The 25,217-nt window shown below is 67.8% G+C and carries 27 protein-coding genes; 18 read left to right on the top strand and 9 right to left on the bottom strand.

Annotated elements, in window-relative coordinates; translation table 11 throughout:
* Positions 1-107: 107 nt before the first annotated feature.
* Together DI276_RS05390 and DI276_RS05385 are read right to left on the bottom strand one after the other, a co-directional pair.
* Entirely contained in the window at positions 108-791 is a 684-nt protein-coding gene (locus DI276_RS05390; protein WP_112262137.1) for a DUF305 domain-containing protein, read from the bottom strand.
* On the bottom strand, positions 791-1,618 hold the full coding sequence (locus DI276_RS05385; protein ID WP_112262136.1) for a DUF3105 domain-containing protein: 828 nt from the start codon (positions 1,616-1,618) through the stop codon (positions 791-793). The genes DI276_RS05390 and DI276_RS05385 overlap by 1 nt, the downstream gene beginning before the upstream one ends.
* Before the next feature lie 169 nt (positions 1,619-1,787).
* Between DI276_RS05385 and argS the strand changes: the two genes are divergently transcribed.
* From argS to rho, 6 genes are all read left to right on the top strand, one after another.
* On the top strand, positions 1,788-3,416 hold the full coding sequence (argS, locus tag DI276_RS05380) for an arginine--tRNA ligase (RefSeq protein WP_112262135.1): 1,629 nt from the start codon (positions 1,788-1,790) through the stop codon (positions 3,414-3,416).
* Positions 3,416-4,834 (top strand): diaminopimelate decarboxylase, encoded by a 1,419-nt coding sequence (lysA, locus tag DI276_RS05375; RefSeq protein ID WP_112262134.1) that lies wholly within the window; start codon positions 3,416-3,418, stop codon positions 4,832-4,834. Before argS ends, lysA begins: the two co-directional genes overlap by 1 nt.
* Positions 4,831-6,132 carry a homoserine dehydrogenase gene (locus DI276_RS05370; protein ID WP_112262133.1) on the top strand — a complete coding sequence of 434 codons (1,302 nt, stop codon included), beginning with the start codon at positions 4,831-4,833 and terminating at the stop codon, positions 6,130-6,132. Before lysA ends, DI276_RS05370 begins: the two co-directional genes overlap by 4 nt.
* A gap of 14 nt (positions 6,133-6,146) precedes the next feature.
* Positions 6,147-7,196, top strand: coding sequence for a threonine synthase (thrC, locus tag DI276_RS05365; RefSeq protein ID WP_408610495.1), 1,050 nt, complete (start codon positions 6,147-6,149; stop codon positions 7,194-7,196).
* Positions 7,193-8,038, top strand: a complete 846-nt coding sequence (gene thrB / locus DI276_RS05360; protein WP_112262131.1) for a homoserine kinase — start codon at positions 7,193-7,195, stop codon at positions 8,036-8,038. Before thrC ends, thrB begins: the two co-directional genes overlap by 4 nt.
* A 321-nt stretch (positions 8,039-8,359) precedes the next feature.
* Positions 8,360-10,378, top strand: a complete 2,019-nt coding sequence (gene rho, locus DI276_RS05355; RefSeq protein ID WP_112262130.1) for a transcription termination factor Rho — start codon at positions 8,360-8,362, stop codon at positions 10,376-10,378.
* Between the two features lie 85 nt (positions 10,379-10,463).
* Here rho and DI276_RS05350 read toward each other — a convergent pair whose 3' ends face one another.
* The gene (locus tag DI276_RS05350; protein ID WP_112262129.1) at positions 10,464-10,826 is read right to left on the bottom strand and encodes a hypothetical protein; all 363 of its coding nucleotides are present in this window, start codon (positions 10,824-10,826) and stop codon (positions 10,464-10,466) included.
* Positions 10,827-11,105: 279 nt separating this feature from the next.
* Between DI276_RS05350 and rpmE the strand changes: the two genes are divergently transcribed.
* The 5 genes from rpmE (at position 11,106) to prmC (ending at position 15,985) form a co-directional block, all read left to right on the top strand.
* Positions 11,106-11,318: a 50S ribosomal protein L31 gene (gene rpmE / locus DI276_RS05345; protein ID WP_112262128.1), complete on the top strand. Its 213-nt coding sequence runs from the start codon at positions 11,106-11,108 to the stop codon at positions 11,316-11,318.
* 89 nt (positions 11,319-11,407) lie between these two features.
* Complete coding sequence (gene prfA, locus DI276_RS05340) at positions 11,408-12,475, top strand: peptide chain release factor 1 (RefSeq protein WP_112262127.1); 1,068 nt, start codon at positions 11,408-11,410, stop codon at positions 12,473-12,475.
* 22 nt (positions 12,476-12,497) lie between these two features.
* Positions 12,498-13,706 carry an acyl-CoA thioester hydrolase/BAAT C-terminal domain-containing protein gene (locus DI276_RS05335; RefSeq protein ID WP_112262126.1) on the top strand — a complete coding sequence of 403 codons (1,209 nt, stop codon included), beginning with the start codon at positions 12,498-12,500 and terminating at the stop codon, positions 13,704-13,706.
* Positions 13,707-13,717: 11 nt separating this feature from the next.
* Positions 13,718-15,103 (top strand): dihydrolipoyl dehydrogenase, encoded by a 1,386-nt coding sequence (gene lpdA / locus DI276_RS05330; RefSeq protein ID WP_112262125.1) that lies wholly within the window; start codon positions 13,718-13,720, stop codon positions 15,101-15,103.
* Positions 15,104-15,121: 18 nt separating this feature from the next.
* Positions 15,122-15,985 carry a peptide chain release factor N(5)-glutamine methyltransferase gene (prmC, locus tag DI276_RS05325; RefSeq protein ID WP_112262231.1) on the top strand — a complete coding sequence of 288 codons (864 nt, stop codon included), beginning with the start codon at positions 15,122-15,124 and terminating at the stop codon, positions 15,983-15,985.
* Here the strand turns inward: prmC and DI276_RS05320 are convergent.
* On the bottom strand, positions 15,982-16,242 hold the full coding sequence (locus tag DI276_RS05320; protein WP_112262124.1) for a hypothetical protein: 261 nt from the start codon (positions 16,240-16,242) through the stop codon (positions 15,982-15,984). The two genes, prmC and DI276_RS05320, sit on opposite strands and share 4 nt — an antisense overlap.
* A 15-nt stretch (positions 16,243-16,257) precedes the next feature.
* On the opposite strand from DI276_RS05320, the gene DI276_RS05315 reads away from it, so the two are divergent.
* Complete coding sequence (locus tag DI276_RS05315) at positions 16,258-16,479, top strand: hypothetical protein (RefSeq protein ID WP_112262123.1); 222 nt, start codon at positions 16,258-16,260, stop codon at positions 16,477-16,479.
* 333 nt (positions 16,480-16,812) lie between these two features.
* On the opposite strand, the gene DI276_RS05310 is transcribed toward DI276_RS05315, so the two are convergent.
* The 5 genes from DI276_RS05310 to DI276_RS05290 all read right to left on the bottom strand — a co-directional run bounded on the left by DI276_RS05310 (position 16,813) and on the right by DI276_RS05290 (position 20,710).
* On the bottom strand, positions 16,813-17,562 hold the full coding sequence (locus tag DI276_RS05310; protein ID WP_112262122.1) for an ESX secretion-associated protein EspG: 750 nt from the start codon (positions 17,560-17,562) through the stop codon (positions 16,813-16,815).
* Positions 17,559-18,719: a hypothetical protein gene (locus tag DI276_RS05305; protein ID WP_112262121.1), complete on the bottom strand. Its 1,161-nt coding sequence runs from the start codon at positions 18,717-18,719 to the stop codon at positions 17,559-17,561. Before DI276_RS05305 ends, DI276_RS05310 begins: the two co-directional genes overlap by 4 nt.
* 89 nt (positions 18,720-18,808) lie before the next feature.
* Positions 18,809-19,348, bottom strand: coding sequence for a DUF3558 family protein (locus DI276_RS05300; RefSeq protein ID WP_112262120.1), 540 nt, complete (start codon positions 19,346-19,348; stop codon positions 18,809-18,811).
* Positions 19,348-19,794 carry a type VII secretion target gene (locus DI276_RS05295; RefSeq protein ID WP_157984527.1) on the bottom strand — a complete coding sequence of 149 codons (447 nt, stop codon included), beginning with the start codon at positions 19,792-19,794 and terminating at the stop codon, positions 19,348-19,350. Before DI276_RS05295 ends, DI276_RS05300 begins: the two co-directional genes overlap by 1 nt.
* Positions 19,795-19,894: 100 nt before the next feature.
* Positions 19,895-20,710 carry a hypothetical protein gene (locus DI276_RS05290; protein WP_112262118.1) on the bottom strand — a complete coding sequence of 272 codons (816 nt, stop codon included), beginning with the start codon at positions 20,708-20,710 and terminating at the stop codon, positions 19,895-19,897.
* Between the two features lie 322 nt (positions 20,711-21,032).
* On the opposite strand from DI276_RS05290, the gene DI276_RS05285 reads away from it, so the two are divergent.
* The 6 genes from DI276_RS05285 (at position 21,033) to DI276_RS05260 (ending at position 25,215) form a co-directional block, all read left to right on the top strand.
* Positions 21,033-21,683, top strand: a complete 651-nt coding sequence (locus DI276_RS05285; protein ID WP_112262230.1) for an L-threonylcarbamoyladenylate synthase — start codon at positions 21,033-21,035, stop codon at positions 21,681-21,683.
* A gap of 80 nt (positions 21,684-21,763) precedes the next feature.
* Positions 21,764-22,903 (top strand): glycosyltransferase family 4 protein, encoded by a 1,140-nt coding sequence (locus tag DI276_RS05280; RefSeq protein ID WP_112262117.1) that lies wholly within the window; start codon positions 21,764-21,766, stop codon positions 22,901-22,903.
* 58 nt (positions 22,904-22,961) lie between these two features.
* On the top strand, positions 22,962-23,408 hold the full coding sequence (locus DI276_RS05275) for a hypothetical protein (RefSeq protein WP_086664599.1): 447 nt from the start codon (positions 22,962-22,964) through the stop codon (positions 23,406-23,408).
* A gap of 149 nt (positions 23,409-23,557) precedes the next feature.
* The gene (gene atpB / locus DI276_RS05270; protein ID WP_112262116.1) at positions 23,558-24,334 is read left to right on the top strand and encodes a F0F1 ATP synthase subunit A; all 777 of its coding nucleotides are present in this window, start codon (positions 23,558-23,560) and stop codon (positions 24,332-24,334) included.
* 61 nt (positions 24,335-24,395) lie between these two features.
* On the top strand, positions 24,396-24,641 hold the full coding sequence (locus DI276_RS05265) for an ATP synthase subunit c family protein (RefSeq protein WP_086664600.1): 246 nt from the start codon (positions 24,396-24,398) through the stop codon (positions 24,639-24,641).
* 31 nt (positions 24,642-24,672) lie between these two features.
* The gene (locus DI276_RS05260) at positions 24,673-25,215 is read left to right on the top strand and encodes a F0F1 ATP synthase subunit B (RefSeq protein ID WP_112262115.1); all 543 of its coding nucleotides are present in this window, start codon (positions 24,673-24,675) and stop codon (positions 25,213-25,215) included.
* Positions 25,216-25,217 lie beyond the last annotated feature (2 nt).

Genomic DNA, 25,217 nt, shown 5'->3' with positions numbered 1-25,217 from the left:
TTACTCGGCGGTAGGCGGATGTCCACTGGTCCGGCGGGTGAAAACGATGAAGGGCTCCTTCATCCACGTGAGGTGGAGGAAGGAGCCCTTCATCGAGCAAAACCGGGCTACGGCAGCGGGGCGGCTCCGCGCTTCGCCAGGTAGTCCTTCATCAGTTCGGTCTCGCTGCCCTGCGACTTCAGCATGTTGTCGGCCAGGGTCCGGACGAACGGCTGCGAAGCCCGAGTCGCCGCGTACTCCGCCATTGGTGCGCCGCCCACGTGGTGGCGGAGCATCAGCTGGAGGAAGTACACGTCGAAGTCGCGTCCGGCCGGCATCGTGCGCAGCTTGGTCAGCTCGTCGGTGACGGCCATGCCCGGCATCAGCGGCTTGCCCGCTTCGGGTGTGGTGGCGCCGTGGCCGTGGACGCCCGAGTCGTTCATCCAGGCCATGTAGACGCCGGAGACGTTCTGCTCGTGCTCGTTCCACATCATCAGCCAGCCCTTCATGCGGCCGACCTGTTCGAGCTGGGTGGAGGCGATGTCGAAGGCGAGCTGGCGGATCTCCGGGTCGCTGGAGCGGTCGCGGGCGATGTTGGCCATCTGGATGCCCTGCAGGTGGTGCTGGGACATGTCCTGGCAGAAGCCGATGTCTGCGGAACCGGAGGCCGGAACCGCGGAGGATGACGAGCCGGGGAGCTTGACCAGCAAACCTACCGCCGCGCCCAGCAAGAGGACGGCGAGCACGGCGGCGCTGATGACGAGCGTCCGAGCGACCCCTGAGGGCCGCTCGGACGCGGTGTCAGACGACATCAGCTCGACGGGGGCGTCGAGGCTGAGCCCGACGGCGGCGTGTTCGGCTGCTGGCCCTGCTGGCCCTCGGTGGTGGACTCGTCCTTGCCACCGTCCATCGGCACGGCGTCGGCGCCCGGCTTCTCGGCGACGAACGGGGCCGGGTTGGAGAGGAACTGCGTGTTCTCGCAGGACGCGCCGACCTCGGGGTACGTGTTCGGGTTGCGCAGCAGCGAGGAGATGAACTGGTCGACGCGCTCGTCGTCGGCCTTCTCGACCTTCAGCTGGTGGCCCCAGGACTGCAGGGAGATCGGCTTGTCGAGGCCCGGGAACGGCGACAGCATCATGTACGGGACGCCCTCGACCTTGGTCTTGAGCTTCGCGAGCGCGTCGTCCTTGACCTGGTCGGGGTTGTAGGCGATCCAGACGGCGCCGTGCTCGAGGCCGTGGACCATGTTCTCCGTGCGCACGGCCTTGTCGTAGACGACGCCGGTGCAGTCGGCCCACTGCGAGTCGTGCGGGCCGCCGAAGGCAGGGGTCTGGTCGTAGGCGACGCGCTGGGTCGGCTCGACGTGGCGGGAGCCCTTGTACTCCTTGGACACGATGCCCGCGAGCTGCAGCGACGGGTCCTTGTTCGTGTCCGAGGGCTTCCACTTGGCCAGGGCGGCCTCTTTGGCGTTGTTCGCGCTGATCTGCGTGTACGCATATCCGAACACGCCGCCCGCGAGGCCGAGAACGGCGATCACCGCGATGATCGTGCCCCACGGCTTCGGCTTGCTCGCCACCACGGAGGAACGGGCGGCCGCCACGCTGTTGCGTGTGGCCTTCGTCTTCTTGCCGCTTACCATGTCCGCCTCAGTTGTCGTCCTGGTCAACCGGCGCCAGTGTAGGGACTTCGTGTCTGGTCACTGTCAGCGCGTAGCGATACCACGTGGGCGTTAACACTTGCCGTCTCACCCTCCGGGAGCCGGTAACCCGGTCGAGACCTGCGACAACGCTTCTCTAGACTCATGCGTCGTGACACCTGAAGCGCTCGCCGATCTCGTCCGGACCACGGTTGCCCAGTTGCTGGCCGACCGACGCCTGGACGCTGCTGCTCTCCCCGAGCAGGTGACGGTCGAGCGCCCCAGAAACCCCGAGCACGGCGACTACGCCACGAACATCGCGCTCCAGCTCGCCAAGAAGGTCGGCGTCGCGCCCCGCGACTTCGCCAGCTGGCTCGCCGACGCACTGAAGGAACAGCCCGCCATCGCCAAGGCGGATGTCGCCGGACCGGGCTTCCTCAACCTGACGATCGCCACCGAGGCCCAGGGCGCGATCGTCGCGGACGCGCTGAAGGACGGCTACGGCACCGGGGCGGAGCTGGCCGGCAAGAAGATCAACCTGGAGTTCGTGTCCGCGAATCCGACCGGCCCCATCCACCTCGGTGGTGCGCGCTGGGCGGCCGTCGGTGACGCGCTCGGCCGGGTCCTCGCAGCCCGTGGTGCCGAGGTCACGCGCGAGTACTACTTCAACGACGCGGGCGCGCAGATCGACCGGTTCGTCCGGTCGTTGATCGCCGCCGCGAAGGGTGAGCCGGCTCCCGAGGACGGCTACGCGGGCACGTACGTGAGCGACATCGCGGCCGAGGTGCTGCGTCGCGAGCCGGGCGCGCTCAGCGACCCCGAGCTGGTGCGCAAGGTCGGCGTCGGGCTGATGTTCGACGAGATCAAGCGCACCCTGCACGACTTCGGCACCGACTTCGACGTCTACTTCCACGAGGACTCGCTGCACCAGAGCGGCCGAGTGGCCGAGGCCGTCGCCAAGCTCAAGGCCAACGGCTCGCTGTACGAGAAGGACGGCGCCTGGTGGCTGCGGTCCACGGACTTCGGTGACGACAAGGACCGCGTCGTCATCAAGAGCGACGGCGACCCCGCCTACATCGCGGGCGACATCGCGTACCTGGTCGACAAGCGCGGCCGCGGTTTCGACCTGTGCATCTACATGCTCGGTGCGGACCACCACGGCTACGTCGCGCGCCTCAAGGCCGCCGCGTCCGCGCTCGGTGACGACCCGGACAGCGTCGAGGTGCTGATCGGCCAGCTCGTGAACCTCGTCAGCGGCGGTCAGCCCGTGCGGATGAGCAAGCGCGCGGGCACCGTCATCACGATGGAGGACCTGGTCGACGCGGTCGGCGTGGACGCCGCGCGGTACGCCATGATCCGCTCGTCCGTCGACTCCGGCCTGGACATCGACCTCGACCTGCTGCGCAAGCACAGCAACGACAACCCGGTCTACTACGTGCAGTACGCCCACGCGCGCACGTCGTCGATCCTGCGCAACGCCGCCGATCTCGGCATCACCCCAGGTGAGGACTTCGCGCTGCTCACCCACGAGCGCGAGGGCGACCTCATCCGCACCATCGGCGAGTTCCCCCGCGTCGTGGCCACCGCCGCCGAACTCCGGGAACCGCACCGCGTAGCTCGCTACCTCGAAGAGCTCGCGGGCACGTACCACCGCTTCCAGCAGGACTGCCGCGTGCTTCCGCGCGGCGACGAGGAGACGACTCCGTTGCACCAGGTCAGGCTTCAGCTCGTGAATGCGACCAGGCGGGTCTTCGCCGCGGGCCTCGGCCTGCTCGGCGTGACCGCCCCGGAGCGCATGTGATGCGCGCGCACCCGGCCGGACCCCGGCACGCCGACGTGATGGTTCCCGGCAACACCGCCGGCGACCGCCCAGCTACCGCCGAGCAGCTCGACTACCTGCCGCCGCACGTGTGGCCGCGCAACGCCGCCCGCAACGCTGATGGCGTCGTGGAGCTGGCGGGCGTGGACGTGCGCGGGCTCGCCGAGCAGTACGGCACGCCGCTGTTCGTGATGGACGAGCAGGACTTCCGCGCGCGCTGCCGTGAGCACGCCGAGGCGTTCGGCGACCCGACGCTCGTGCACTACGCGTCCAAGGCGTTCCTGAGCGTCCAGGTCGCGAAGTGGGTGGCCGAAGAGGGCCTCTCGATCGACGTCTGCAGCGGCGGCGAGCTCGCGATCGCACTGCGCGCCGACTTCCCCGCCGAGCGGATTGCGTTGCACGGCAACAACAAGAGCGTTCCCGAGCTGATCGCGGCCGTCGAGGCGGGCGTCGGCGGGATCGTGCTCGACAGCTACCACGAGATCGCGCGCCTCGACCAGATCGCGCGGGAACGTGGTGTGGTGCAGCCGGTGCTGATCCGCGTGACGGTCGGTGTCGAGGCGCACACGCACGAGTTCATCGCGACCGCGCACGAGGACCAGAAGTTCGGCTTCTCGCTGTCCTCGGGTGACGCGGCCGAGGCCGTGCGCCGCGTGCTCAAGGCCGGTGGCCTCAAGCTCGTCGGCCTGCACAGCCACATCGGCTCGCAGATCTTCGACGCGTCCGGCTTCGAGGTCGCTGCCCGCCGCGTGATCGGCCTGCTCTCGGACATCCGGAAGGAACACGGCGAGATCGAGTCGCTGACCGTCGTCGACCTCGGCGGTGGCCTCGGCATCGCGTACACGCCGGACGACGACCCGCCTCCGCCCGCCGAGCTGGCGCGGCAGCTGCACAACATCGTGCAGAAGGAGTGCGAGCACAACGGCCTGGAGATGCCTCGCATCGCGGTCGAGCCCGGCCGCGCGATCGTCGGCCCCGGCACGGTCACCGTGTACGAGGTCGGCACCATCAAGGACGTCGAGCTCGACGGTGGCGCGCGGCGCCGGTACGTCAGCGTCGACGGCGGCATGAGCGACAACATCCGCACGGCGCTCTACGACGCGGTCTACGACTGCAAGCTCGTGTCGCGCGCGGCCGAGCCCGAGTCGCGGGCCGTGCTGTGCCGCGTGGTGGGCAAGCACTGCGAGTCCGGTGACATCGTGGTGCGCGACTGCTGGCTGCCCGATGACCTCGCGCCGGGAGACCTGGTGGCGATCGCTGCGACCGGGGCCTACTGCTACTCGATGGCGAGCGGGTACAACCGACTTCCACGGCCCGCGCTCGCCGCGGTGACCGGTGGAGAGGCGCGGCTGCTGCTGCGCCGGGAGACCGAGGACGATCTGTTCCGTCTGGAGGTATGAAAGCCGTGAAACCGATTCGGGTCGCCTTGCTGGGTTGCGGCACGGTGGGCACGGAGGTAGTCCGGCTGCTGACGGACCAGGCCGAGGACCTCACCCAGCGCATCGGCGCGCCGGTTGAGCTCGCCGGCATCGCCGTGCGCAGGCCGAACAAACACCGCGAAGTGCCGGAGCACCTGCTCACCACCGACGCCGCCGCGCTCGTCGCGTCGGACGAGGTGGACGTGATCGTCGAGGTCATCGGCGGCATCGAGCCGACGCGCGGGCTGCTGCTGGACGCGTTGAAGGCGGGCAAGTCCGTCGTCACGGCGAACAAGGCGCTGCTGGCCGAGCACGGTTCCGACCTGTTCGAGGCCGCCGACTCGTCCGGTGCCGACCTCTACTTCGAGGCCGCCGTCGCCGGCGCGATCCCGTTGCTGCGCCCGTTGCGGGAATCCCTTGCGGGAGACCGGATCACGCGCGTCATGGGCATCGTGAACGGCACGACGAACTTCATCCTGTCCGCGATGGACGCCACGGGCGCGGGCTACGCCGAGACGCTCGAGGAGGCCTCGCGGCTCGGTTACGCCGAGGCCGACCCGACCGCCGACGTCGACGGGTTCGACGCGGCGTCGAAGGCCGCAATCCTTGCGTCTCTTGCGTTCCACACGCGAGTGACGGCGGCGGACGTGTACCGGGAGGGCATCCGCTCGGTGTCCGCGGCGGACATCGCGGCGGCGAAGGGCCTCGGCCGCACGGTGAAGCTGCTCGCGATCTGCGAGCGCGTCACCGCCCCGTCCGGCCAGGAATCAGTCGCCGTTCGAGTGCACCCCGCCATGATCCCCAGGACGCATCCGCTGGCTTCGGTCAACGGTGCGTTCAACGCGGTGTTCGTCGAGGCCGACGCGGCGGGGGAGATGATGTTCTACGGGCAGGGTGCCGGTGGCGCCCCGACGGCGAGCGCGGTGCTCGGCGACCTGGTCGCCGTGGCGCGCAACAAGGTCGCGCGCGGACGCGGTCCGCGCGAGTCGGCCTACGCCGCGCTTCCCGTGCAGCCCATGGGGAACACGCCCACGCGCTACCACATCAGCCTCGACGTGGCGGACAAGCCCGGTGTCCTCTCGCAGGTCGCCGCGGTCTTCGCCGAGCACCACGTGAGCATCGCCGCGGTGCGCCAGGAAGGCCGCGTCGAGGACGCCAGCCTGGTGATCGTCACGCACGCGGCGACCGACGCCGCGCTGCGGTCCACTGTGGACAAGATCGGCGGCCTTCCGGTGGTGCGGGAGGTCGTCAGCGTGATGAGGGTGGAGGGCGAGGAATGAGCGGCCCTGAAAATGTGACAGCAAGAGCGGGCTGGCCCGGTCTCATCAACGCGTACCGGGACCGCATCGAGATCCCCGAGGGCGCGGAGGTCGTGACGCTGCACGAGGGCGGCACGCCCCTGGTGCACGCCAAGCGTCTTTCCGCCGCCACCGGTTCGGACGTGTGGGTCAAGGTCGAGGGCGCGAACCCGACCGGCTCGTTCAAGGACCGCGGCATGACCGTGGCGATGACGTACGCGCTGGCGTCCGGCCTGAAGGCGGTCATCTGCGCCTCCACCGGCAACACCTCGGCGTCCGCTGCCGCCTACGCGGCCAAGGCCGGTCTGACGGCGGCCGTGCTGGTGCCCAGCGGCAAGATCGCGATGGGCAAGCTCGCGCAGGCCGTCATGCACGGCGCGAAGATCCTGCAGATCGACGGCAACTTCGACGACTGCCTGGAGCTGGCGTCGAAGACCGCGGCCGAGTACCCGGTCACGCTGGTGAACTCGGTCAACCCGGTGCGGCTGATCGGTCAGCAGACCGCCGCGTGGGAGGTCTGCGACGTGCTCGGGCAGGCGCCGGACGTGCACTGCCTGCCGGTCGGCAACGCGGGCAACATCACCGCGTACTGGAAGGGTTACACGTCGTACTCGCGCGGTCTGCCGCGCATGTTCGGCTTCCAGGCCGCGGGCGCCGCGCCGTTGGTGTCCGGTGAGCCGGTGGCGAACCCCGAGACCATCGCGACCGCGATCCGGATCGGTTCGCCGGCGTCGTGGACCGGAGCGATCAACGCTCGCGACGAGTCCGGCGGCCTGATCGACGCCGTCACGGACGAGCAGATCCTGGCCGCGTACCGACTGCTGGCCTCGTCCGAGGGCATCTTCGTCGAGCCCGCGTCGGCCGCGTCCATCGCCGGTCTGCTGATGACCGCGGAGGACGGCCGGCTGCCGAAGGGCTCCACGGTTGTGTGCACCGTCACTGGACACGGTCTGAAGGACCCGGACACGGCGTTGCTCGGTGTCACGGAGGTCGAGCCGGTGCCGGTCGACCCCGGTGCGGTCGCGCACGCGCTGGAGCTGGCGTGAAGTTCCTGGTTTCCGTCCCCGCGTCGACCGCGAACCTCGGTTCGGGGTTCGACGCGCTGGGCATGGCGCTCGGGATGTACGACGACGTCGAGGTGGCTGTCGCCGACGGCCTCTCGATCACCGTCGACGGCGCAGGAGCCGGTGACGTCCCGCTCGACGAGAGCCATCTCGTCGTGCGGGCCGTCCGCGCCGCCGGGTACACGGGTGGGCTCGCGCTGCGGTGCCGCAACACCATTCCGCACGCACGAGGACTGGGCTCGTCGGCCGCAGCGATCGTGGCGGGTGTCGCAGCCGGATTCACCCTGACGGGTCGCGAGTTGGACACGGACGCGTTGCAAATCGCTGCTGAGTTCGAGGGCCACGCGGACAACGCTGCGGCTTCGTTGTTCGGCGGCGTTGTCGTTGCGTGGTTCGAAGGAGAGCGTTACCGCGCCGTCCGGATGGAGCCCGACGCACGGGTGCGCCCGGTCGTCCTGATTCCATCCCAGGAGTCGTCCACCAAGACGACGCGCGGCCTGCTTCCCGCCGAAGTGCCGCACGCGGACGCCGCGCACGCCGCGGGCCGGGCTGCCCTGGCGGTGCACGCGCTGACGTCGGATCCGTCGGTTCTCCTTGCTGCTACTGAGGATCGACTCCACCAGAACTACCGCGAGCCCGCCTGGCCGGACACCGTTCGGGTGATCAACGATCTTCGCAAGCTCGGTGTTCCCGCGTGCGTGTCCGGAGCGGGACCCACCGTGATCGCGTTCGGCGAGATCCCGGCCGAGGTCGACGTGCACGGCTTCGACGTGCGGAGACTCCACGTCGATCGGTCTGGCGTGCGCGTTCGTCCATTGGACTGACACGCCCGACCCCGGTTGTTGCATGCATGAGGACCGGCGTCTACCCTCGGGGGCGATCAGTCACCGCGCGCACGGGCGCCGGTGTCGCGCCCGGACACTCGTTCCGGGTCGCAATCCTTTTGTGTTCCGGCTCTGTGCCGTGCGGGCGGGGCGGACGCAAAAGAGGCACCCGATCGCCGTGTGACCTGAGAAAAGTCCCGTGCTTGCCGGAAGCGGTGTGTGCTTCCGTCTGCATCGGACTTGACCGTCGTTCCCCGTTCCGTGGGGATGACGGGTCCGCTGGGCCGCGTAGGAGGCGGGGCCTGGTCAGGAAGGACATGTGTGAGCAACACCGATTTGCTGAGCAGCGATGTCGCAGCTGCTTCTGGTTCTGGAGCCGAGGAGAACGCTCTGTCCACCCCTTCGAACGGCACGACGCCGCGCCGCCGCGCGGGTCTGTCCGGCATGGTGCTCGCTGAGTTGCGCGAGCTCGCCGGCCAACTGGGCATCACCGGAACCGCAGGTCTGCGCAAGGGCGACCTGATCGCGGCCATCAAGGAGAAGCAGGGCTCCGGCGCGCCTGCCAAAGCCGAGAAGCCTGCAAAGGCCGCGAAGGCCCCTGCCGCCGAGAAGCCGGCTGCCAAGGCGCCCGAAAAGGTCGTCGAGAAGATCGTCGAAAAGCCTGTTCAGCAGCAGCTCGAGGTAGCGGAGAAGCCCGCGGCCGCCGAGTCCGGTGCTGCCGACGACGCCGGCCGCTCCTCGGAGGACGGCGGGCGCCGCGGCAACCGTCGCCGCCGTTCCGGCCGTGGTGGCGGGAACGCCGAGGCGGGCGACGGCCAGCAGCAGGAGCAGCAGCGCCCCGAGCGCGCTGAGCGCCCCGACCGCGGTGAGCGTTCCGACCGCGGTGAGCGTTCCGACCGCGGTGAGCGTTCCGACCGCGGCGAGCGCTCTGACCGTGGCGAGCGTTCCGACCGTGGCGAGCGCTCCGAGCGTTCCGACCGCGGCGAGCGCCAGGACCGCGGCGAGCGCGGTGACCGTGGTGATCGCGGCGGCCGTGACCGCAACCGCGACCGCGGCGACCGCAACGACCGCCAGGGTGGCGGCCCGCAGGGCGACGACGACGGAGACGGCCGTCGTGGCCGGTTCCGCGACCGTCGCCGCCGCGGTGGCCGTGGCGAGGGCGGCGAGCGCCAGGACCGCGAGACCGAGGTGCGCGAGGACGACGTCCTGCTCCCGGTCGCAGGCATCCTGGACGTGCTGGAGAACTACGCGTTCGTCCGCACGTCCGGCTACCTGGCCGGCTCGAACGACGTCTACGTCTCGCTCTCTCTCGTCCGCAAGTACGGCCTGCGCCGCGGCGACGCCATCACCGGCGCCGTCCGCCAGCCGCGCGAGGGCGAGCAGCAGCGCCAGAAGTTCAACCCGCTGGTCCGCGTCGACAAGATCAACGGCCTGGACCCGGACGAGGCGCGCAACCGCCCGGACTTCACCAAGCTGACGCCGCTCTACCCGAACGAGCGTCTGCGCCTGGAGACCGAGCCGCACATCCTCACCACCCGTGTCATCGACCTGGTGATGCCGATCGGCAAGGGCCAGCGCGCCCTGATCGTGTCGCCGCCGAAGGCCGGCAAGACCTCGGTGCTGCAGTCGATCGCCAACGCGATCACCAAGAACAACCCCGAGTGCCACCTGATGGTCGTCCTGGTGGACGAGCGTCCGGAAGAGGTCACCGACATGCAGCGCTCGGTGAAGGGTGAGGTCATCGCCTCCACCTTCGACCGGCCGCCGTCGGACCACACCACCATCTCCGAGCTCGCCATCGAGCGGGCGAAGCGGCTGGTGGAGATGGGCCACGACGTGGTCGTGCTGCTCGACTCGATCACGCGTCTGGGTCGTGCGTACAACCTGGCGGCGCCGGCTTCCGGCCGGATCCTGTCCGGTGGTGTCGACTCGACCGCGCTGTACCCGCCGAAGCGGTTCCTGGGTGCTGCTCGGAACATCGAGGGTGGCGGGTCGTTGACCGTCATCGCGACTGCGCTGGTGGAGACCGGTTCCGCTGGTGACTCGGTGATCTTCGAGGAGTTCAAGGGCACGGGTAACGCCGAGCTGAAGCTCGACCGGAAGATCGCGGACAAGCGGACGTTCCCGGCTGTCGACGTCGACTCTTCCGGTACTCGTAAGGAAGAGCTGCTGCTGTCGCCGGATGAGATGGCGGTCACGCACAAGCTGCGTCGGGTGCTGCACGCGCTGGATGGGCAGCAGGCCATTGATCTGCTGCTGGACCGGCTGCGGAAGTCTCGTACCAACATCGAGTTCTTGATGCAGGTCGCGAAGACCACGCCTGGGGCTGAGCAGGACTGATTCTCGGCGTAAGTTTCACGTGAAAAGACCCCCGGTGCTGGTCATCGGGGGTCTTTCGCTGTCCGGTCACTCGAATGCCGAAGTGTCAGCGGCAGTCTGAGGCCGCCTGGTTCTCGTCGTTCTGCACCAGGCACTGGAACACCAGGCCCAGCAGCACCGGCAGCCCTACCACTGCAGTGACCAGCGCGGGTACCTCCACCGCGCCCACCAGCACCCCGAAGGTCAGCACAGCGACCAGATACGGCCACCGCAGCCAGGTGCGTTGCCAGGAACGCCGCCATCGCACGCCGCCGGACACGGCAGCCGCTACGGCCACGCCTGCGCCGGACACCACGGGTGACAGCGGCACCGTGGTCCAGGATGCGGTGATCAGCCCTGCCGACCCCATCAGGCCGAACACGGCGGCGGAGAACAGGAACGGCACGGCCAGCCACAGGCGCTGGTTCATTGGCCGTTCGGCGGTGCAGAACACGGCACACAGTCTGATGGACGGTCACCAACAACACGGAGCCGTATGTGGCCGAACGGCCACACCTTGCGCCGAACGGCGTATCAGGGACGTTAAACGGCTGTGATTTCTGCCACCCGAGACCTGCCGTGCGGGCCGTGGGAACAACCGCGTTTTTGCACGTGTTGAAGGGTCTGGCAAACTAAACGGTCGAGTCCGGCTCCGGTTCACCCGTTCACCAACTGGGACCCGGCGGCCATCCTTGAAAGGGACAAGATCTTGAAGACTGGCATCCACCCGGAGTACACCGTCACCGAGGTGACGTGCAGCTGCGGCAACCACTTCACCACGCGCAGCACCACCGCCGCGGCCGAGGTTCGCGTCGAGATGTGCTCGAACTGCCACCCGTTCTACACGGGCAAGCAGCGCATCCTGGACACCGGCGGTCGCGTCGCGCGCTTCGAGGCGCGTTACGGCAAGCGCAACAAGTAGCTGCTTCAACGGCGCCTGACCTCGGCAAACGTGCCGAGGCAGGCGCCGTTTGCCGTTCTAGAGGGACCACCTAGAAGGAGCCGAACAAAGTGTCGCAGTCGCTGGACAGCCTGCTAGCCGAGTACGACGAGCTCGAGAAGAAGCTCGCCGACCCCAGCGTGCACGCTGACCAGGCAGGCGCGCGCAAGCTCGGCAAGCGGTACGCCCAGCTCGGGCCGATCGTGCAGACGGCTCGCGAGATCGAGCAGGTCAAGAGCGACCTCGAGGCGGCCAAGGAGCTCGCTGCTGAGGACAAGGCGTTCCAGGAGGAGGCCGAGCAGCTCGAGGAGCAGCTTCCCAAGCTGGAGGAGAAGCTCACCGAGTTGCTGCTGCCGCGCGACCCGCACGACGGCGACGACGTGTTGCTGGAGATCAAGTCCGGTGAGGGTGGCGAGGAGTCCGCGCTGTTCGCCGGTGACCTGCTGCGTATGTATACGCGGTATGCGGAGCGTCAGGGCTGGAAGGTCGAGATGCTCGACGGCACCGACTCCGACCTGGGCGGGTTCAAGGACGTCACGGTCTCCATCAAGACCAAGAGCGCTACCCCGGACGGTGTCTGGAGCCGGCTGAAGTGGGAGGGCGGCGTGCACCGGGTGCAGCGCGTGCCCGTCACCGAGTCGCAGGGGCGCATCCACACGTCCGCGGCCGGCGTGCTCGTGTTCCCCGAGGCCGAAGAGGTCAGTGGCGAGGTCGAGATCGACGAGAAGGACCTGCGCATCGACGTCTACCGGTCGAGCGGCAAGGGCGGGCAGTCGGTCAACACCACCGACTCCGCGGTCCGCATCACGCACCTGCCGACCGGCATCGTCGTCTCCTGCCAGAACGAGCGCAGCCAGTTGCAGAACAAGGCGCGCGCGATGCAGGTGCTGCAGTCCCGCCTCGCTGCCCTCGCGGAGGAGCAGAAGGCGCAGGAGCAGTCGGACGCGCGTCGCACGCAGATCCGGACGGTCGACCGGAGTGAGCGGGTGCGGACCTACAACTTCCCCGAATCGCGAATTTCTGATCACCGGGTTGGGTACAAAGCGCATAACCTGGACCAGGTGCTCGACGGTGACCTGGACGCGGTGGTGGACGCGCTGGCCGCCGCCGACCGGGCAGAACGGCTCGCAGGCGGGTAATCCGACGTGAGAGGGGCGCGTTGTGGCCGAGATCCTGGTGAATCCGCAGACCGCACCCCTCGATCAACCGGTCGACATCGTCGTCGTCGGCCTGAAACCCGGCCAGCCGATCACGGTTCAGCTCTCCACGGGCGACCGCGCGTCCCATGCCGTCTTCACCGCTGATGATCGCGGTGTCGTCGACCTGACGAGGCACGCTCCGGCGGAGGGCAGCTATCGCGGCGTTGACCCGATGGGGTTGTTCTGGTCGCTGGAACGCACCGGCGGGAAGCCTGCGCCGATGTGCCTGTCGGTGGAGGGCGTGGGCGACCGCGTCCTCGAGCGGCTGACCGTGCCCGAGGGCGTCGAGCGGGTGGAGGTCCGGGAGAACGGCCTGGTGGGCACCCTGTTCGCCCCTGGGGACGACGGAACCGAGCTGCCTGGCGTCATCGTGCTCGGTGGCTCGGAGGGCGGCCTGCACGAGTCGGACGCGGCGTTGCTGGCCGCGCACGGGTTCGTGACCTTCGCGCTCGGCTACTTCGGCATGAAGGGACTGCCGGAGCGGCTCGTGGACATCCCGCTCGAGTACTTCGGCACCGCCATCGACTTCCTCGCCGAACGTTCCGGCGAGATCGGCGTCATCGGCGGCTCTCGTGGCGGCGAGCTGGCGTTGCTGATCGGCGCGACGTACCCGCAGGTCAGGGCCGTCGTCAGTGTCGTCGGCAGCGGCGTGGTGACTCAGGGCATCGGGCCCGGCGCGAACCTGCTGCAGATCCTCCAGCACGACGCGGCGTCGTGGACGTTGAAGGGCGAGCCGCTGCCGTACCTGCCGTACTACGTGGGCGACGAGCTGCGGTCGAAGATCGTCAACGACGAGCCGGTGCCGCTGCGGCTCGCGTTCGACACGTCCGACGGCATCCCCGAGGACACCGAGATCCGCGTCGAGAACATCGTCGGGGGTGTGTTGCTCATCTCGTCCGGGCACGACGACGGGTGGCCGTCGACCGAGCTGAGCGAGGTCGCGATGCGGCGGTTGAAGGACCACGAGCACCCGTTCCCGTTCGAGCACGTCGTGTATCCCGAGGCAGGACACCTGATCGCGGCCCCGCCGTACCGTCCGGCCACCGACGTGACCTATCCGGGGCCCGGTGTCACCTTCTCGGGTGGTGGTGTTCCGCAGGCCACAGCGCACGCTCAGGCGAACGCTTGGAAAAGGACGGTTGAGTTCTTGCAGGAGCAGCTCGGGACCTAGGGTGTGTGCTTATGAGCGCACACTTTGATGTCGTCGTCGTGGGTGCGGGTCCCGGCGGGTACGTCGCCGCGATCCGGGCGGCTCAGCTCGGGCTGAAGACCGCCGTCGTCGAGGAGAAGTACTGGGGCGGCGTCTGCCTGAACGTCGGCTGCATCCCGTCGAAGGCGCTGCTGCGCAACGCCGAGCTCGCCCACATCTTCACGCACGAGCAGAAGACGTTCGGCATCAAGGTCGACGGCACCGTCAGCTTCGACTACAGCGCGGCGTGGCAGCGCAGCCGCAAGGTCGCGGACGGGCGCGTCAAGGGCGTGCACTTCCTCATGAAGAAAAACGGCATCACCGAGTACAACGGGTGGGCCAACTTCACCGACGACCACACCCTGACCGTCGGGGACGAGACGATCACCTTCGGCCACGCGATCATCGCCGTGGGCGCCACGACCCGGCTGCTGCCGAACACGCAGGTGTCCGACCGCGTCGTGACCTACGAAGAGCAGATCATGACCGAGGACCTGCCGGAGTCGATCATCATCGCCGGCGCGGGTGCGATCGGCGTCGAGTTCGCCTACGTCATGCACAACTACGGCGTGAAGGTCACCATCGTCGAGTTCCTCGACCGGATGGTGCCGTTGGAGGACGCCGAGGTCTCCGCCGAACTGCTCAAGCGCTACAAGAAGATGGGCGTCGACGTGCGCGTCGGTACCCGCGTCGAGTCGATCGACGAGTCCGGCCCCAAGGTCCGCGTCACGGTGTCGAAGAACGGCGCTCAGGAAGTCCTGGAAGCCGACAAGGTCATGCAGGCCATCGGTTTCGTGCCGCGCGTGGAGGGCTACGGCCTCGAGAACACCGGCGTCAAGCTGACCGAGCGCGGCGCGATCGACATCGACGGCCGCGGCCGCACGTCCGTGCCGCACATCTTCGCGATCGGCGACGTCACCGCGAAGCTGATGCTCGCGCACACCGCCGAGTCGATGGGCATCATCGCCGCGGAGACCATCGCGGGTGCCGAGACGATGGAGCTCGACTACGTGATGATCCCGCGGGCGACGTTCTGCCAGCCGCAGATCGCGTCGTTCGGCTACACCGAGGCGCAGGCCCGCGAAAAGGGCTACGACGTCCAGGTCGCGAAGTTCCCGTTCACCGCGAACGGCAAGGCCCACGGCCTCGCCGACGCGGGCGGCTTCGTGAAGCTGATCAGCGACGGCACGCACGGCGAGCTGCTCGGCGGCCACATCATCGGCCCCGAGGCCACCGAGCTGCTGCCCGAGCTGACGTTGGCGCAGCAGTGGGACCTCACCGTCCACGAGGTCGCGCGCAACGTCCACGCGCACCCGACGCTGTCCGAGGCCGTCAAGGAAGCGGTACACGGCCTGGCCGGGCACATGATCAACTTCTGAGATAACTTTCCGCTGATGATGAACCGGCAGCCGCTCCGCCTCGCGATCTCCGAGGCGGCCAAGATCCTCTCCGAGGCGGGCGTGGACAGCGCACGCGTCGACGCGGAGTACCTGGCCGCGCACGTGCTCGGGGTCGAACGCGGGCGGCTGCCGCTCATCCCGCTGGTCGATCCGCCGGTGATCGACCAGCTGCACAAGCTCGTCCGCGTCCGGGCCTCGCGGATTCCGTTGCAGCACATCCTCGGCTGGGCGCAGATGGGTCCGATCTCGGTCGAGGTCGGGCCTGGCGTGTTCGTGCCGCGGCCGGAAACAGAACTGCTGATGGAGTGGGGCCTGAAGGCTCTCGTCGGCGTTTCTTCGCCCGTGGTCGTGGATCTGTGCACCGGGACCGGCGCGTTGGCCTTGTCGATCGCGCACGCTCGGCCGGACGCCGTGGTGCACGCGGTGGAGATCGATCCGCAAGCGCTTGCGTGGACGCGCCGCAACGCCGACGCGCGGGCTGCTCTGGGAGACACGCCGCTGCGGCTGCACTCCGGCGACGCCACGGATCCGGCGCTGCTGTCCGATCTGGACGGTCAGGTGGATCTCGTGGTGTGCAATCCGCCTTACGTGCCAGAGGGAGTGGAGGTCCAGCCCGAGGTCGGCGTGCACGATCCGCATCACGCGGTGTTCTCCGGCGCCGACGGCCTGGACGTGATCCGGCACGTCGTTTCCGCTGCCGCGCGGTGGCTGAAGCCGGGCGGTTCCGTCGGCATCGAGCACGACGACACACAGGGTGAATCCGTGCCGGCCCTGCTCTCAGCGCGCCGAGTGCTGACGGACGTCGCTGACCACTTTGATCTGGCGGGGCGGCCTCGGTTCGCAACCGCCCGCCGCGTCTAGAACAGCGCGTCGAAGGCCTTCGCCAGTTCCCTCATCTGCTCGCCAAGGCCGCGGTCAGCCAGCTCTTCCATCAGCTGATCGGTGACTTCCTTGCGGGGCTTGGGTTTGCGCGCCTCGACACGCAGGTCGTCAACCGTCTCGATGGTGGCCGTCGGCGCCTTGGCGTCGTTGAGGTCCTCACGCAGCTCGTCGAGGAGCCTCAGCACCGCGCTCACGTCCTTGATGTGTCCGATGTGGACGAAGTTTCGTTCGCTCATGAGCTTCCTCCGCCCGTGGTGATGCCGCTGGTCACGATCGCGGGCCTTGCGCCGCTCGGCGGCCAGCACTCCGCGTACGACGTGCTGCCGTTGCTGCTCCCGGACAACCCGCCGATGAGCCTGCAACGCATCGAGCGCAGCGCGATCCGGCTCACCGCTGAGTCGAGCGCGAGCGGTCCGCGCGGCGAGACCCGCCCAAGCCCGAGCAGCGACCCACTCCCGGCGCGCAGGAGATGACATTGTCCTGTCCACTTTCTGTCATTGAATTGAGCACTTCGCGTTTGCGCTGGTCAACGGCATGGCTGACGTGCATTCCGGCGTCTTTGCCGCTGATTGTTGAAACAATAGTCGTTCCTGATCGGAATGGAACAGGCGCGGCACAATTGCGAATTGTCAATGCGCCGAACGAGGGGCTGCGCGCCGCGGAGCCGGGCGCTGAGTTGCCAAATCCTGGCCAATAACCTGACGTTCGGGTTCGCTGGGGCCAAACGGTCGTATGTTCTGACGTCGGGGAGGGCACGCGGTCACGCGCTTGAGGATCCGCCGCCTCGCGCGTGACCGCGTGTGTGCCTATCGTTCGCTCGTCATCGCAAGCACCTGTCCCAGGTGCCGCGCCAGACCCATGTTGTCGGCAGGACTGATGGTGAACCAGCCTGCGCGGGTCTCGACGTTGGTGTAGCGGCCCTGGTTCGTGTCGATCCAGGTGACGGGCGGGAAGTCCCGTTTGGTGCGCCCCTGTCCCATCTGGACGAGGAAGTGGCCGTTGCCGATGGCCGGCCCGGTCAGCATCTGCTTTGCGATGCGGACATCGTCGTTCTGCGTCGTGCGAACCGATTGCCGGAAGCCGTCTTGTTGTTGCGGGGCTTCGAAGGCTTGTGCAGGCACGGTCACGAGTTTGCCGGGGCCTGGGCGGCCCGGCGGCATGGCGTTGGCCAGGCTCGTCGCGATCTCGTTGGGCTGCACCAGGTTCAGCGTGATGCCGGCGTCGTCCTGGTTGACCAGCACGGCATACCCGCCGCGGGCCACCACGCTGGCCCTGACGACTTTCTGCTGGTTCAAGTCCGGCATGCACATCGCGATGACGCGAAGTTCGGGGCGCGCCAACAGGTTCAGCGCGTCCTCGAGGTCAGGCTCCGGCCGCCCGCGCCGCACGAGCCCTCGGCGTTCGAGCTCCTGGTGCACCGAAGCCTTGATGCGGGCGCGCTCGTCGAGCGTCTCGCCGTGCTGGTTGATCTCAAAGGGGTAGGGAATGCTCCCCGCCCGCAGGTCCTCCCAGAGAACCTCGAACGCGGGCAGGGAGAGCTGAGCGATCTGCCTCATCCGCCGATCACCGGCGGCGCGACCATGCGATCGTCGTCGAAGAACTCGTCAGTGGGCACGAGGTAGTTCGACTTGTGCTCCTTGTCCTCCCCACCTTGGCCGCCGCCGGCACCGGCGCCGGCGCCACCAGCACCCATGCCGCCCGCGGCACCCGCGCGACCAGTTGCGCCACCCGCCGCTGTTCCTGCAGCTCCCGCGTTGCCCATGACGCCGGCGCCACCGCCGGGGTTGGCAGGCCCGAAGCTGCCCATGCCGCGCCCACCGGCACCCATGCCACCGGCACCCATGCCGCGGCCACCCGCGCCACCGGGCCCACCGCCAGGTCCACCGGGTCCGCCGGGACGCATGCCGGGTCCACCGCCGGGAGGCCTGCCCTGACCGTTGGGCGGGCGCATGCCGGGTGGCAGCATGCCGGGAGGTCCGTACGGCGGGCGGTTCTGGTTGTTGCCGCCGGGGTTGTTCGGGTTGTTCAGGTTGCCCGGCAGGTTCGGGTCCTTGGTGGGCGGAGCGACCCAGGACGGGTTCGTCGTGCCGTTGTTGGTGCCCGGAGGCATAGACGGCATGCCGGTGTTGCTGAACCGCTGGTTGGCGTTGACGTTGCTCAGGCTGTGCGAGCTGTTGCTGCTGCTGGGCTGCGTGACGCCCTGATCCTGCGTGACCTGCGGGGTGGACTCCATGGTGGGCATGGACATCGCGGCCGACATCATCGTGTTGTCGCGCGTCTGCATGACCTGCACAGCTTCGGCCTTGGCCTCTTGCTTCTCGTTGTGCTTCATGAACATCTCGACCGGCGAGGCGACCATCGCCGGCGGGAAGATGACGGAGGCGCCCGCCCACTTCTTCGCGATGTCGAGGGGGTTGAAGTCGACCGGCTCGGGCATGCTCTTGTTCGCCTGAACCGCCGCGTCCCGCTGCGTGGCGATGGCGTTCGAAGTGCGCGTGAAGCCCTCACCGGTGGTGTCGGCGAAGGTGCCCACCTTGCCGAGCGCTCCCCGGACCGCCTCGGCTGCCTTGCCCGTCCACCCCGCCTGCGACCCGTTGACCAGGATGTTGAAGTCGGTGGCCAGTTCCTTGAACTTGGTACCGAGTTGGGCCCAGGCGTCGATCACCTGGTTCGCCTCGGTCGGGCTGTACTTCTCGGTGACCAGCTTCTTCATTTCTTCATGCGGCTGGCCTGGGTAGTTCGCGTTCGGATGCGGAACGGTGGGCTTGACGGGCGCCATGAGATTCCCCCCCTCGGGCGGCGTTAGGGCAGTTTCGGTGCGATCAGTTCGGCGGCCTTCGAGGCCCGGTCGCAGGCGGCCGCGGTGTCGTCCGAAGTGGTGGTCAAGTTTCCGATCACCACGACCGAGGACGACTCACTGACCGCGATGGCGAAAGTGCAGGCGCTCTTGGCGCCGTCCGGTGCCTCGACCTTGGTCGCGTCGTACTTGCCGACCTTGGTCTGTGTGATCTTGTCGCCGTCGAGGTTCAGGGCCTTGACGCCCGAGTCGGTGCGGATGCCGACCTGAAGGCCGCCATTGCCGCTGATGGCCCAGTCGCAGCTGTTCGCGGTTCCCACCTGCTTTGGCTTGCCGGGGTACTTGAGGCCGAGACCGGTGACCTCGCTCTCGGCGAGCAAGTCGCACGGCTTCGCGTCCTTCAAGCCGGACGTTTGGTCGGCGTTGCTGTTACTGGTCGGAGTAGAGCCACCGGTCGGCGTCGGGTTGGCGTTTCCCGAGGTGCCTGAGCAGCCGGCGCTGAGCATGGCGAGGCCGACCGTAGTGGCAATGAGGATGCGCTTCATTACTTCCCGTCGAGTTTCTTGATGGAATCGGCATGACTCTGGTCAACGGCCTTGTAGGTCGCGCGGCTCTTCTCGATCTGGGTCTTGAGATCGTCAATCGCCTTTGCGACGTCCTTGAGCGTCTGCTGGGCCGCTCGACCGAAAGTTCGGTTGCCCTGGCTGATCTGTTCGGCGTACCCACCACCGAGCTTCGTGTCCATGCTCAGGTTGGCCGCGTCGCGGACGACCTCGTCGACGACGTCCTTCATCTCGGTGAGCTTCTTGATCATTGAGTCGACGAGATGCGGATCTACCGACAGCGCCTGGGTTTCGACCGCGACCGAGACCGCTTTGGCGGCGTCGACGATGGCGCCCAGACCTACCCCGAATATGCCGTCCCACGTGCCGCCTGTGGCCTTGTCGGCGAAACTGCCGACCTTGCCGCTTGTCACAACTTCCTCGGACACAGAAGCTCGACCCTCCCCGATTGCGCTCTGTGGTCGGCTCATGACCATACAGTGGTGCGCCCGTTTGGGGGATGCGTTGAACTACTTAACCCTGTTTGGGCTAAAACTTCACCCTGGTCAGGAACGTCCTGAACGTGGTAAGTGAGAACAAAACCGCAGTTCTTCGCGCTTGGCGTCGCCTGCGTCTGCGTGAGTGGTGGTCAACACCACTCCACGCAGTTCGCCTCGGCTCGCTGCCCCGGCTACTTCGTCGCGCCTTGCTCGGTGATGTGCTTCGCCGCCGGCAGCAGTTCGTCGCGCAGCCCTCCACAGGACGCTGCATGTAGGAGGCCCCTCCGTAGTCGCTCTGCAGGCCGACGTTCACATCGCCCATCTGGAAGTCGAGCACCCAGTCGATCTGGATGTTGCTCATGCAGGTCTGGCCCGTGCCCAGGGACGGGGTGACCGCCACCGGCGGGCCGAACGGGTGCTTGTCCGCCGGGTCGCATTGGTAGGCGTTGCGGTCGATCGCCGCCTGCGGCTTGTCCCACATCCGCAGTGATGCTTCGAGTGCGCGGTAGTTCTCCTTGTCCGAGCTGGCTTCGGGAGCGATGTTGTGGCGCTCGCACAGTGCGCCGCCCTGCAGGGACGACTCAGGGTGGCGTTCCATGGCCGTGTCGGCTGCCATGACGTGGAACTGGGTCTTGACCAGCGCGGGCAGACCCCGCGTTCGGGCAGGACTTCTGGAACGCCTTGGCGTCCAACGAGCCGTACGGCTCGTTTTATTGGTCTGGAAGGCGATGTCGACGATAAGGTCCTGCTGCCAGAGGGAGATGTCCCAGGTTTCGTTCTTGCGGTCCTCGTAGTTGGCGATGTCCTTCTGTGCGGTGAACGGTGGCTGGTACACGAAGACCTGTACCCACTCGAGGCTCTTCATCGAGTAGGAGCAGCGGGTCAACGGGCCCAGCGTGCCTTGGGGAGCGCCTTGTCCGCCGGGACGTCGATGTCTAGGTAGTCGTGGCTGACCGGGAACTGGTCGGTCAGCGTGATGCCGAGATGGAGGAACGCGCCGGTGCCGCCCGCCTGCCAGAACCACGGCGAGCCCGACGAGCAGGCCTGTGCGGGACAGGCGGTGGCGGCACAGGCGGGCCGTTCGGTGTGGAGGGTTCGCCCGCTCTGGTGAGTGACTGCCGCGCGGAGCCCGGTTGAAGGGCGGGCCGTACGACGGCCGGTCGGCGAGGCTGACTAGGCTCACCGAGGTGAGCACGGTCTACGACTGCAGCGAACCGAGCAACCGCGCGGCGGGTCTCGCCGCCGCGGCCGGTGCGGTGCGGAGCGGGCGCCTTGTCGTCCTGCCCACCGACACCGTTTACGGGATCGGCTGCGACGCGTTCGACGCTGAAGCGGTTCGGAGCCTTCTCGAGGCCAAGGGGCGTGGGCCTGACATGCCCGTGCCGGTTTTGGTCGGGTCCTGGACCACGATCGACGGGCTGGTCCTCAGCGTGCCTCGGCAGGCGCGGGCGCTCATCGAGGCGTTCTGGCCTGGAGGGCTGAGCATTGTGCTGCCGCACGCGCCCAGCTTGGCCTGGGATCTCGGGCAAACGCGCGGCACGGTGATGTTGCGGATGCCGTTGCATCCGGTTGCGCTGGAGCTGCTCAGGGACGTCGGGCCGATGGCCGTGTCCAGCGCGAACAAGACTGGGCATGCGCCGGCTTCCAGTGCGCAGGAGGCGAGGGATCAGCTCGGGGATTCGGTGCCCGTGTACCTCGACGGTGGGCTTAGTGGCGAGAACATCGCCTCCACCATCGTCGACCTCACCGGACCGGACGCGCTCATCCTCAGGGAAGGTGCGGTCAGCAAGGAAGAGGTCAACGAGGTGCTCGGCATCGAGGTCGAAGTAGCGCGCTGACTGGCGGCTGACAGAATTGATCATGTCGCCGCGGGTACCGTGGCGAGCACCCCGAACACTCCCGATCGATTGGTAGGCCCGTGGGGCCCGCATCCTCGTTCATCCTTCCCGTGCGCGAGTACCTGCTCGTCGCGTTGATCGCTGCCGTCGCGACGTTCTTGCTCGTCGGCCTGGTGCGCGCGATGGCGTTCCGGCTCGGGGCGGTGGCCTACCCGCGCAAGCGCGACGTGCACGTGCAGCCGATGCCGCGCATGGGTGGTGTCGCCATCTACGGCGGCGTGCTGTGCGGCATGTTCGTGGCGCACCAACTGCCGGTGCTGCGGGCCGCGTTCGACTTCTCGAACGACCCGTGGGGCGTCATGGTCGCGGGCGGCGTCATCGTGCTCGTGGGCGCGATTGACGACCGGTTCGAGCTCGACTCGCTCACCAAGCTCGCCGGGCAGGTCACGGCTGCGGGCATCCTCGTGTTGTTCGGTCTGCAGTGGATGATCGCGTGGGTGCCGTGGGACGGCGGCGCGACCATCAGCCTCGACCAGAACCAGGGTGCGCTGCTGACCGTGCTGCTCGCGGTCACGATGATCAACGCGATGAACTTCGTCGACGGCCTCGACGGACTGGCTGCCGGCATCGGGCTCATCGCGGCCGCGGCGACGTGTGCGTTCTCCATCGGCCTGCTCGTCGAACGGCAGGGCGCGGTCGAGGCCTACCCGCCCGCGCTGATCGCCGCCGCGCTCGCCGGCGCGTGCCTGGGCTTCCTGCCGCACAACTTCAACCCCGCGCGCATCTTCATGGGCGACTCGGGCTCGATGCTCATCGGCCTGATGCTCGCCGCGGCCACGACCAGCGCGTCGGGCAAGATCAACCAGGCCACGGGCAGCGCGGCCGACCTGCTCGGTCTGCTGTCGCCGCTGATCGTCGTCGCCGCGGTGCTGTTCGTGCCGCTGCTCGACCTGCTGATGGCGATCATCCGCCGCACGCGCCGCGGGGAGAGTCCGTTCTCGCCCGACAAGATGCACCTGCACCACCGATTGCTGGAGATCGGTCACTCCCAGCGGCGGGCAGTGCTGCTCATCTATTTGTGGGCGGGCGTGCTTGCGTTTGGAGCCGTAGCTCTCACGTTGTTCGACCCGATCATCGTTGCGACGTGCTTCGTCATCGGGTTGATCGTGGCGTTCGTCGTCTCCGCGATTCCGCGACTCAGGGAAGCTCGCAAGTCCTGACGGTTTCACCGAGGGGCTGCCTGCGGCCTCTCAAATGCGGGTTCCTACACTTCGAGACATGAGCGACGCGGACGAGGTTGTCACGCACGAGCTGGTGATCCAGCGGCTCGCCGGGGAAATGTTCCGCGCGGCCGTGTGGGCCGCGCTCGGCACGTTCGCCGTCGGCGTAGTTGTGTCAACGGTGATCTGGGGGACTGAAGGTCTCTACGGATCACTCATCGGTGGTGTCATCGCCATTGCTTCGAGCCTCGCCACGCTGTTGTTGATGCGCAAGACCGCGGCGCTCGACCCCATGTTCGTGATGGTCGCCGCACTCGGCGGATTCATGGGCAAGCTGATCGTGCTGCTGGCCGCGGTGATCTTGCTGCGCGGGCAGGACTGGCTCGAGCCCAAGGCGCTCGGAATCACACTGGTCGCGACGGTGCTCGTGACGTCGTGGCTCGAGGCCAGAGCGTCCAAGCGCAGCCGCAGCCAGATGGTGGTCCCCGCCTCCGAAGGCACCTGAGACCTGCTGATATGGTCGCGCTGACCAGGGACACCCGATCGCAGGGGTGCCTCTCGTAGTCGCTTGCGAACCGTAAGGTACGTTAAGTCCAGATCGTGACGATTCCCCCGGCGGAGTGAACGCCGGCCGGGAGAACCGGAAGGAACACAGTGACCAAGTTGCTGGCTTCGGGGGGCGAGTTCGTCGCTCCCGGTGTGAAGGACTTCTTCCTCCCGCCGATCTTCGGCGAGGTCACGAAGCCGATGGTCCTGCTGGTGCTGTCGATCGTGATCATCGCGGCGTTCTTCCTGGCCGCGTCACGGAACCTGAAGCTCATCCCCGGCAAGTTCCAGTTCGCCGCCGAGTCGGTTTACGACTTCGGGCGCAACAGCATTGCCAGGGAGCAGATCGGCGCGAAGGACTTCAAGCCCTTCATCCCGCTGATCCTCACGATCTTCACCTTCGTCCTGGTGAACAACCTGTTCGGGCTCATCCCGGTCATCCAGTTCCCGACGATGTCGCACATCGGCTTCCCGCTCGCCGTTTCGTTGCTCGTTGTTTACCCGGTGTACCACTTCGTCGGGTTCAAGCGGCACGGCTTCGTGGGTTACTTGAAGCACCAGACGATTCCGCCGGGCGCGCCGTGGTTCGTGCTCCCGCTGCTGATTCCGATCGAGTTCTTCCAGAAGTTCATCCTGAACCCGATCACTCTGGCGATCCGAGTTTTCGCCGCCATGTTCGCCGGGCACCTGCTCCTGCTGGTGTTCACCCTGGCTGGTGAGTTCCTCCTGCTGAACGGTGGAATCACCGTCATCGTGGCGCCGGTGTCCTTCGCCTTCGCCATCGCGCTGACCTTCCTGGAGGCACTGATCATGTGCCTGCAGGCCTACATCTTCGCGCTGCTGTCTGCCAGCTACATCGGCATGGCGCTGGCAGAAGAGCACTGAGAAACACAAAGCCTCCGATCCGCGAACACTCGCGGACCGAGTTGGAAAGGGAACAGCAACAGTGAGCGCTATCCAGCTTGCCCAGGACGCCGTCAACCTCAACCAGGGCCTCGCGGCCATCGGTTACGGCCTTGCGGCTATCGGCCCGGGCATCGGCGTGGGTCTGATCTTCTCCTCGGTCATCAGCGGCACCGCCCGCCAGCCTGAGGCCCGCGGCGTGCTGCTGAGCCTCGCGTGGACCACCTTCGCCATCGTCGAGGTCCTCGCGCTGATCGGCTTCGTCGTGTACTTCATCGCGACTGCCTGACCGAATCCTGATCGCGTTAGGAGATTCCGTGATGCCCCTCATCCTGGCTGCGGAGGGCCCGGTCAACCCGGTTCTGCCGCACACCTCGGAGATCATCCTCGGTCTCGTCGCGTTCCTGCTCCTCTTCTTCGTCATCAAGAAGTTCGTGTCGCCGAGGTTCGAGGCGCTGTACGCGGAGCGGACGGCCAAGATCGAGGGTGGCATCGAGAAGGCCGAGCAGGCGCAGGCCGAAGCTCAGCGCACTCTTGAGCAGTACAAGGAGCAGCTGGCCGAGGCTCGTGCCGAGGCCGCGCGCATCCGCGACGACGCGCGGGCCGAGGGCCTGCAGATCATCGAGGAGCTGCGTGAGCAGGCGCAGGCCGAGTCCGCGCGCATCGTCGCGCAGGGCCAGCACCAGCTGGACGCTCAGCGCGCCCAGATCGTCGCCGAGCTGCGTGCCGACCTCGGCCGCACCGCCGTCGAGCTGGCGAGCAAGGTCGTGGGCGAGTCCCTCGAGGACGAGGCCCGCCGCCGCGGCACCGTCGACCGCTTCCTCAACGAGCTGGACGCCGTCGCGGCGCCGGCGAGCAAGTAGAG

It is taken from the genome of Lentzea terrae, from assembly GCF_003265345.1.
Classification (GTDB): domain Bacteria; phylum Actinomycetota; class Actinomycetes; order Mycobacteriales; family Pseudonocardiaceae; genus Lentzea; species Lentzea terrae.
Note: the sequence above shows the minus strand (reverse complement) of the source record. Positions and strands in the feature narration are given on the sequence as shown.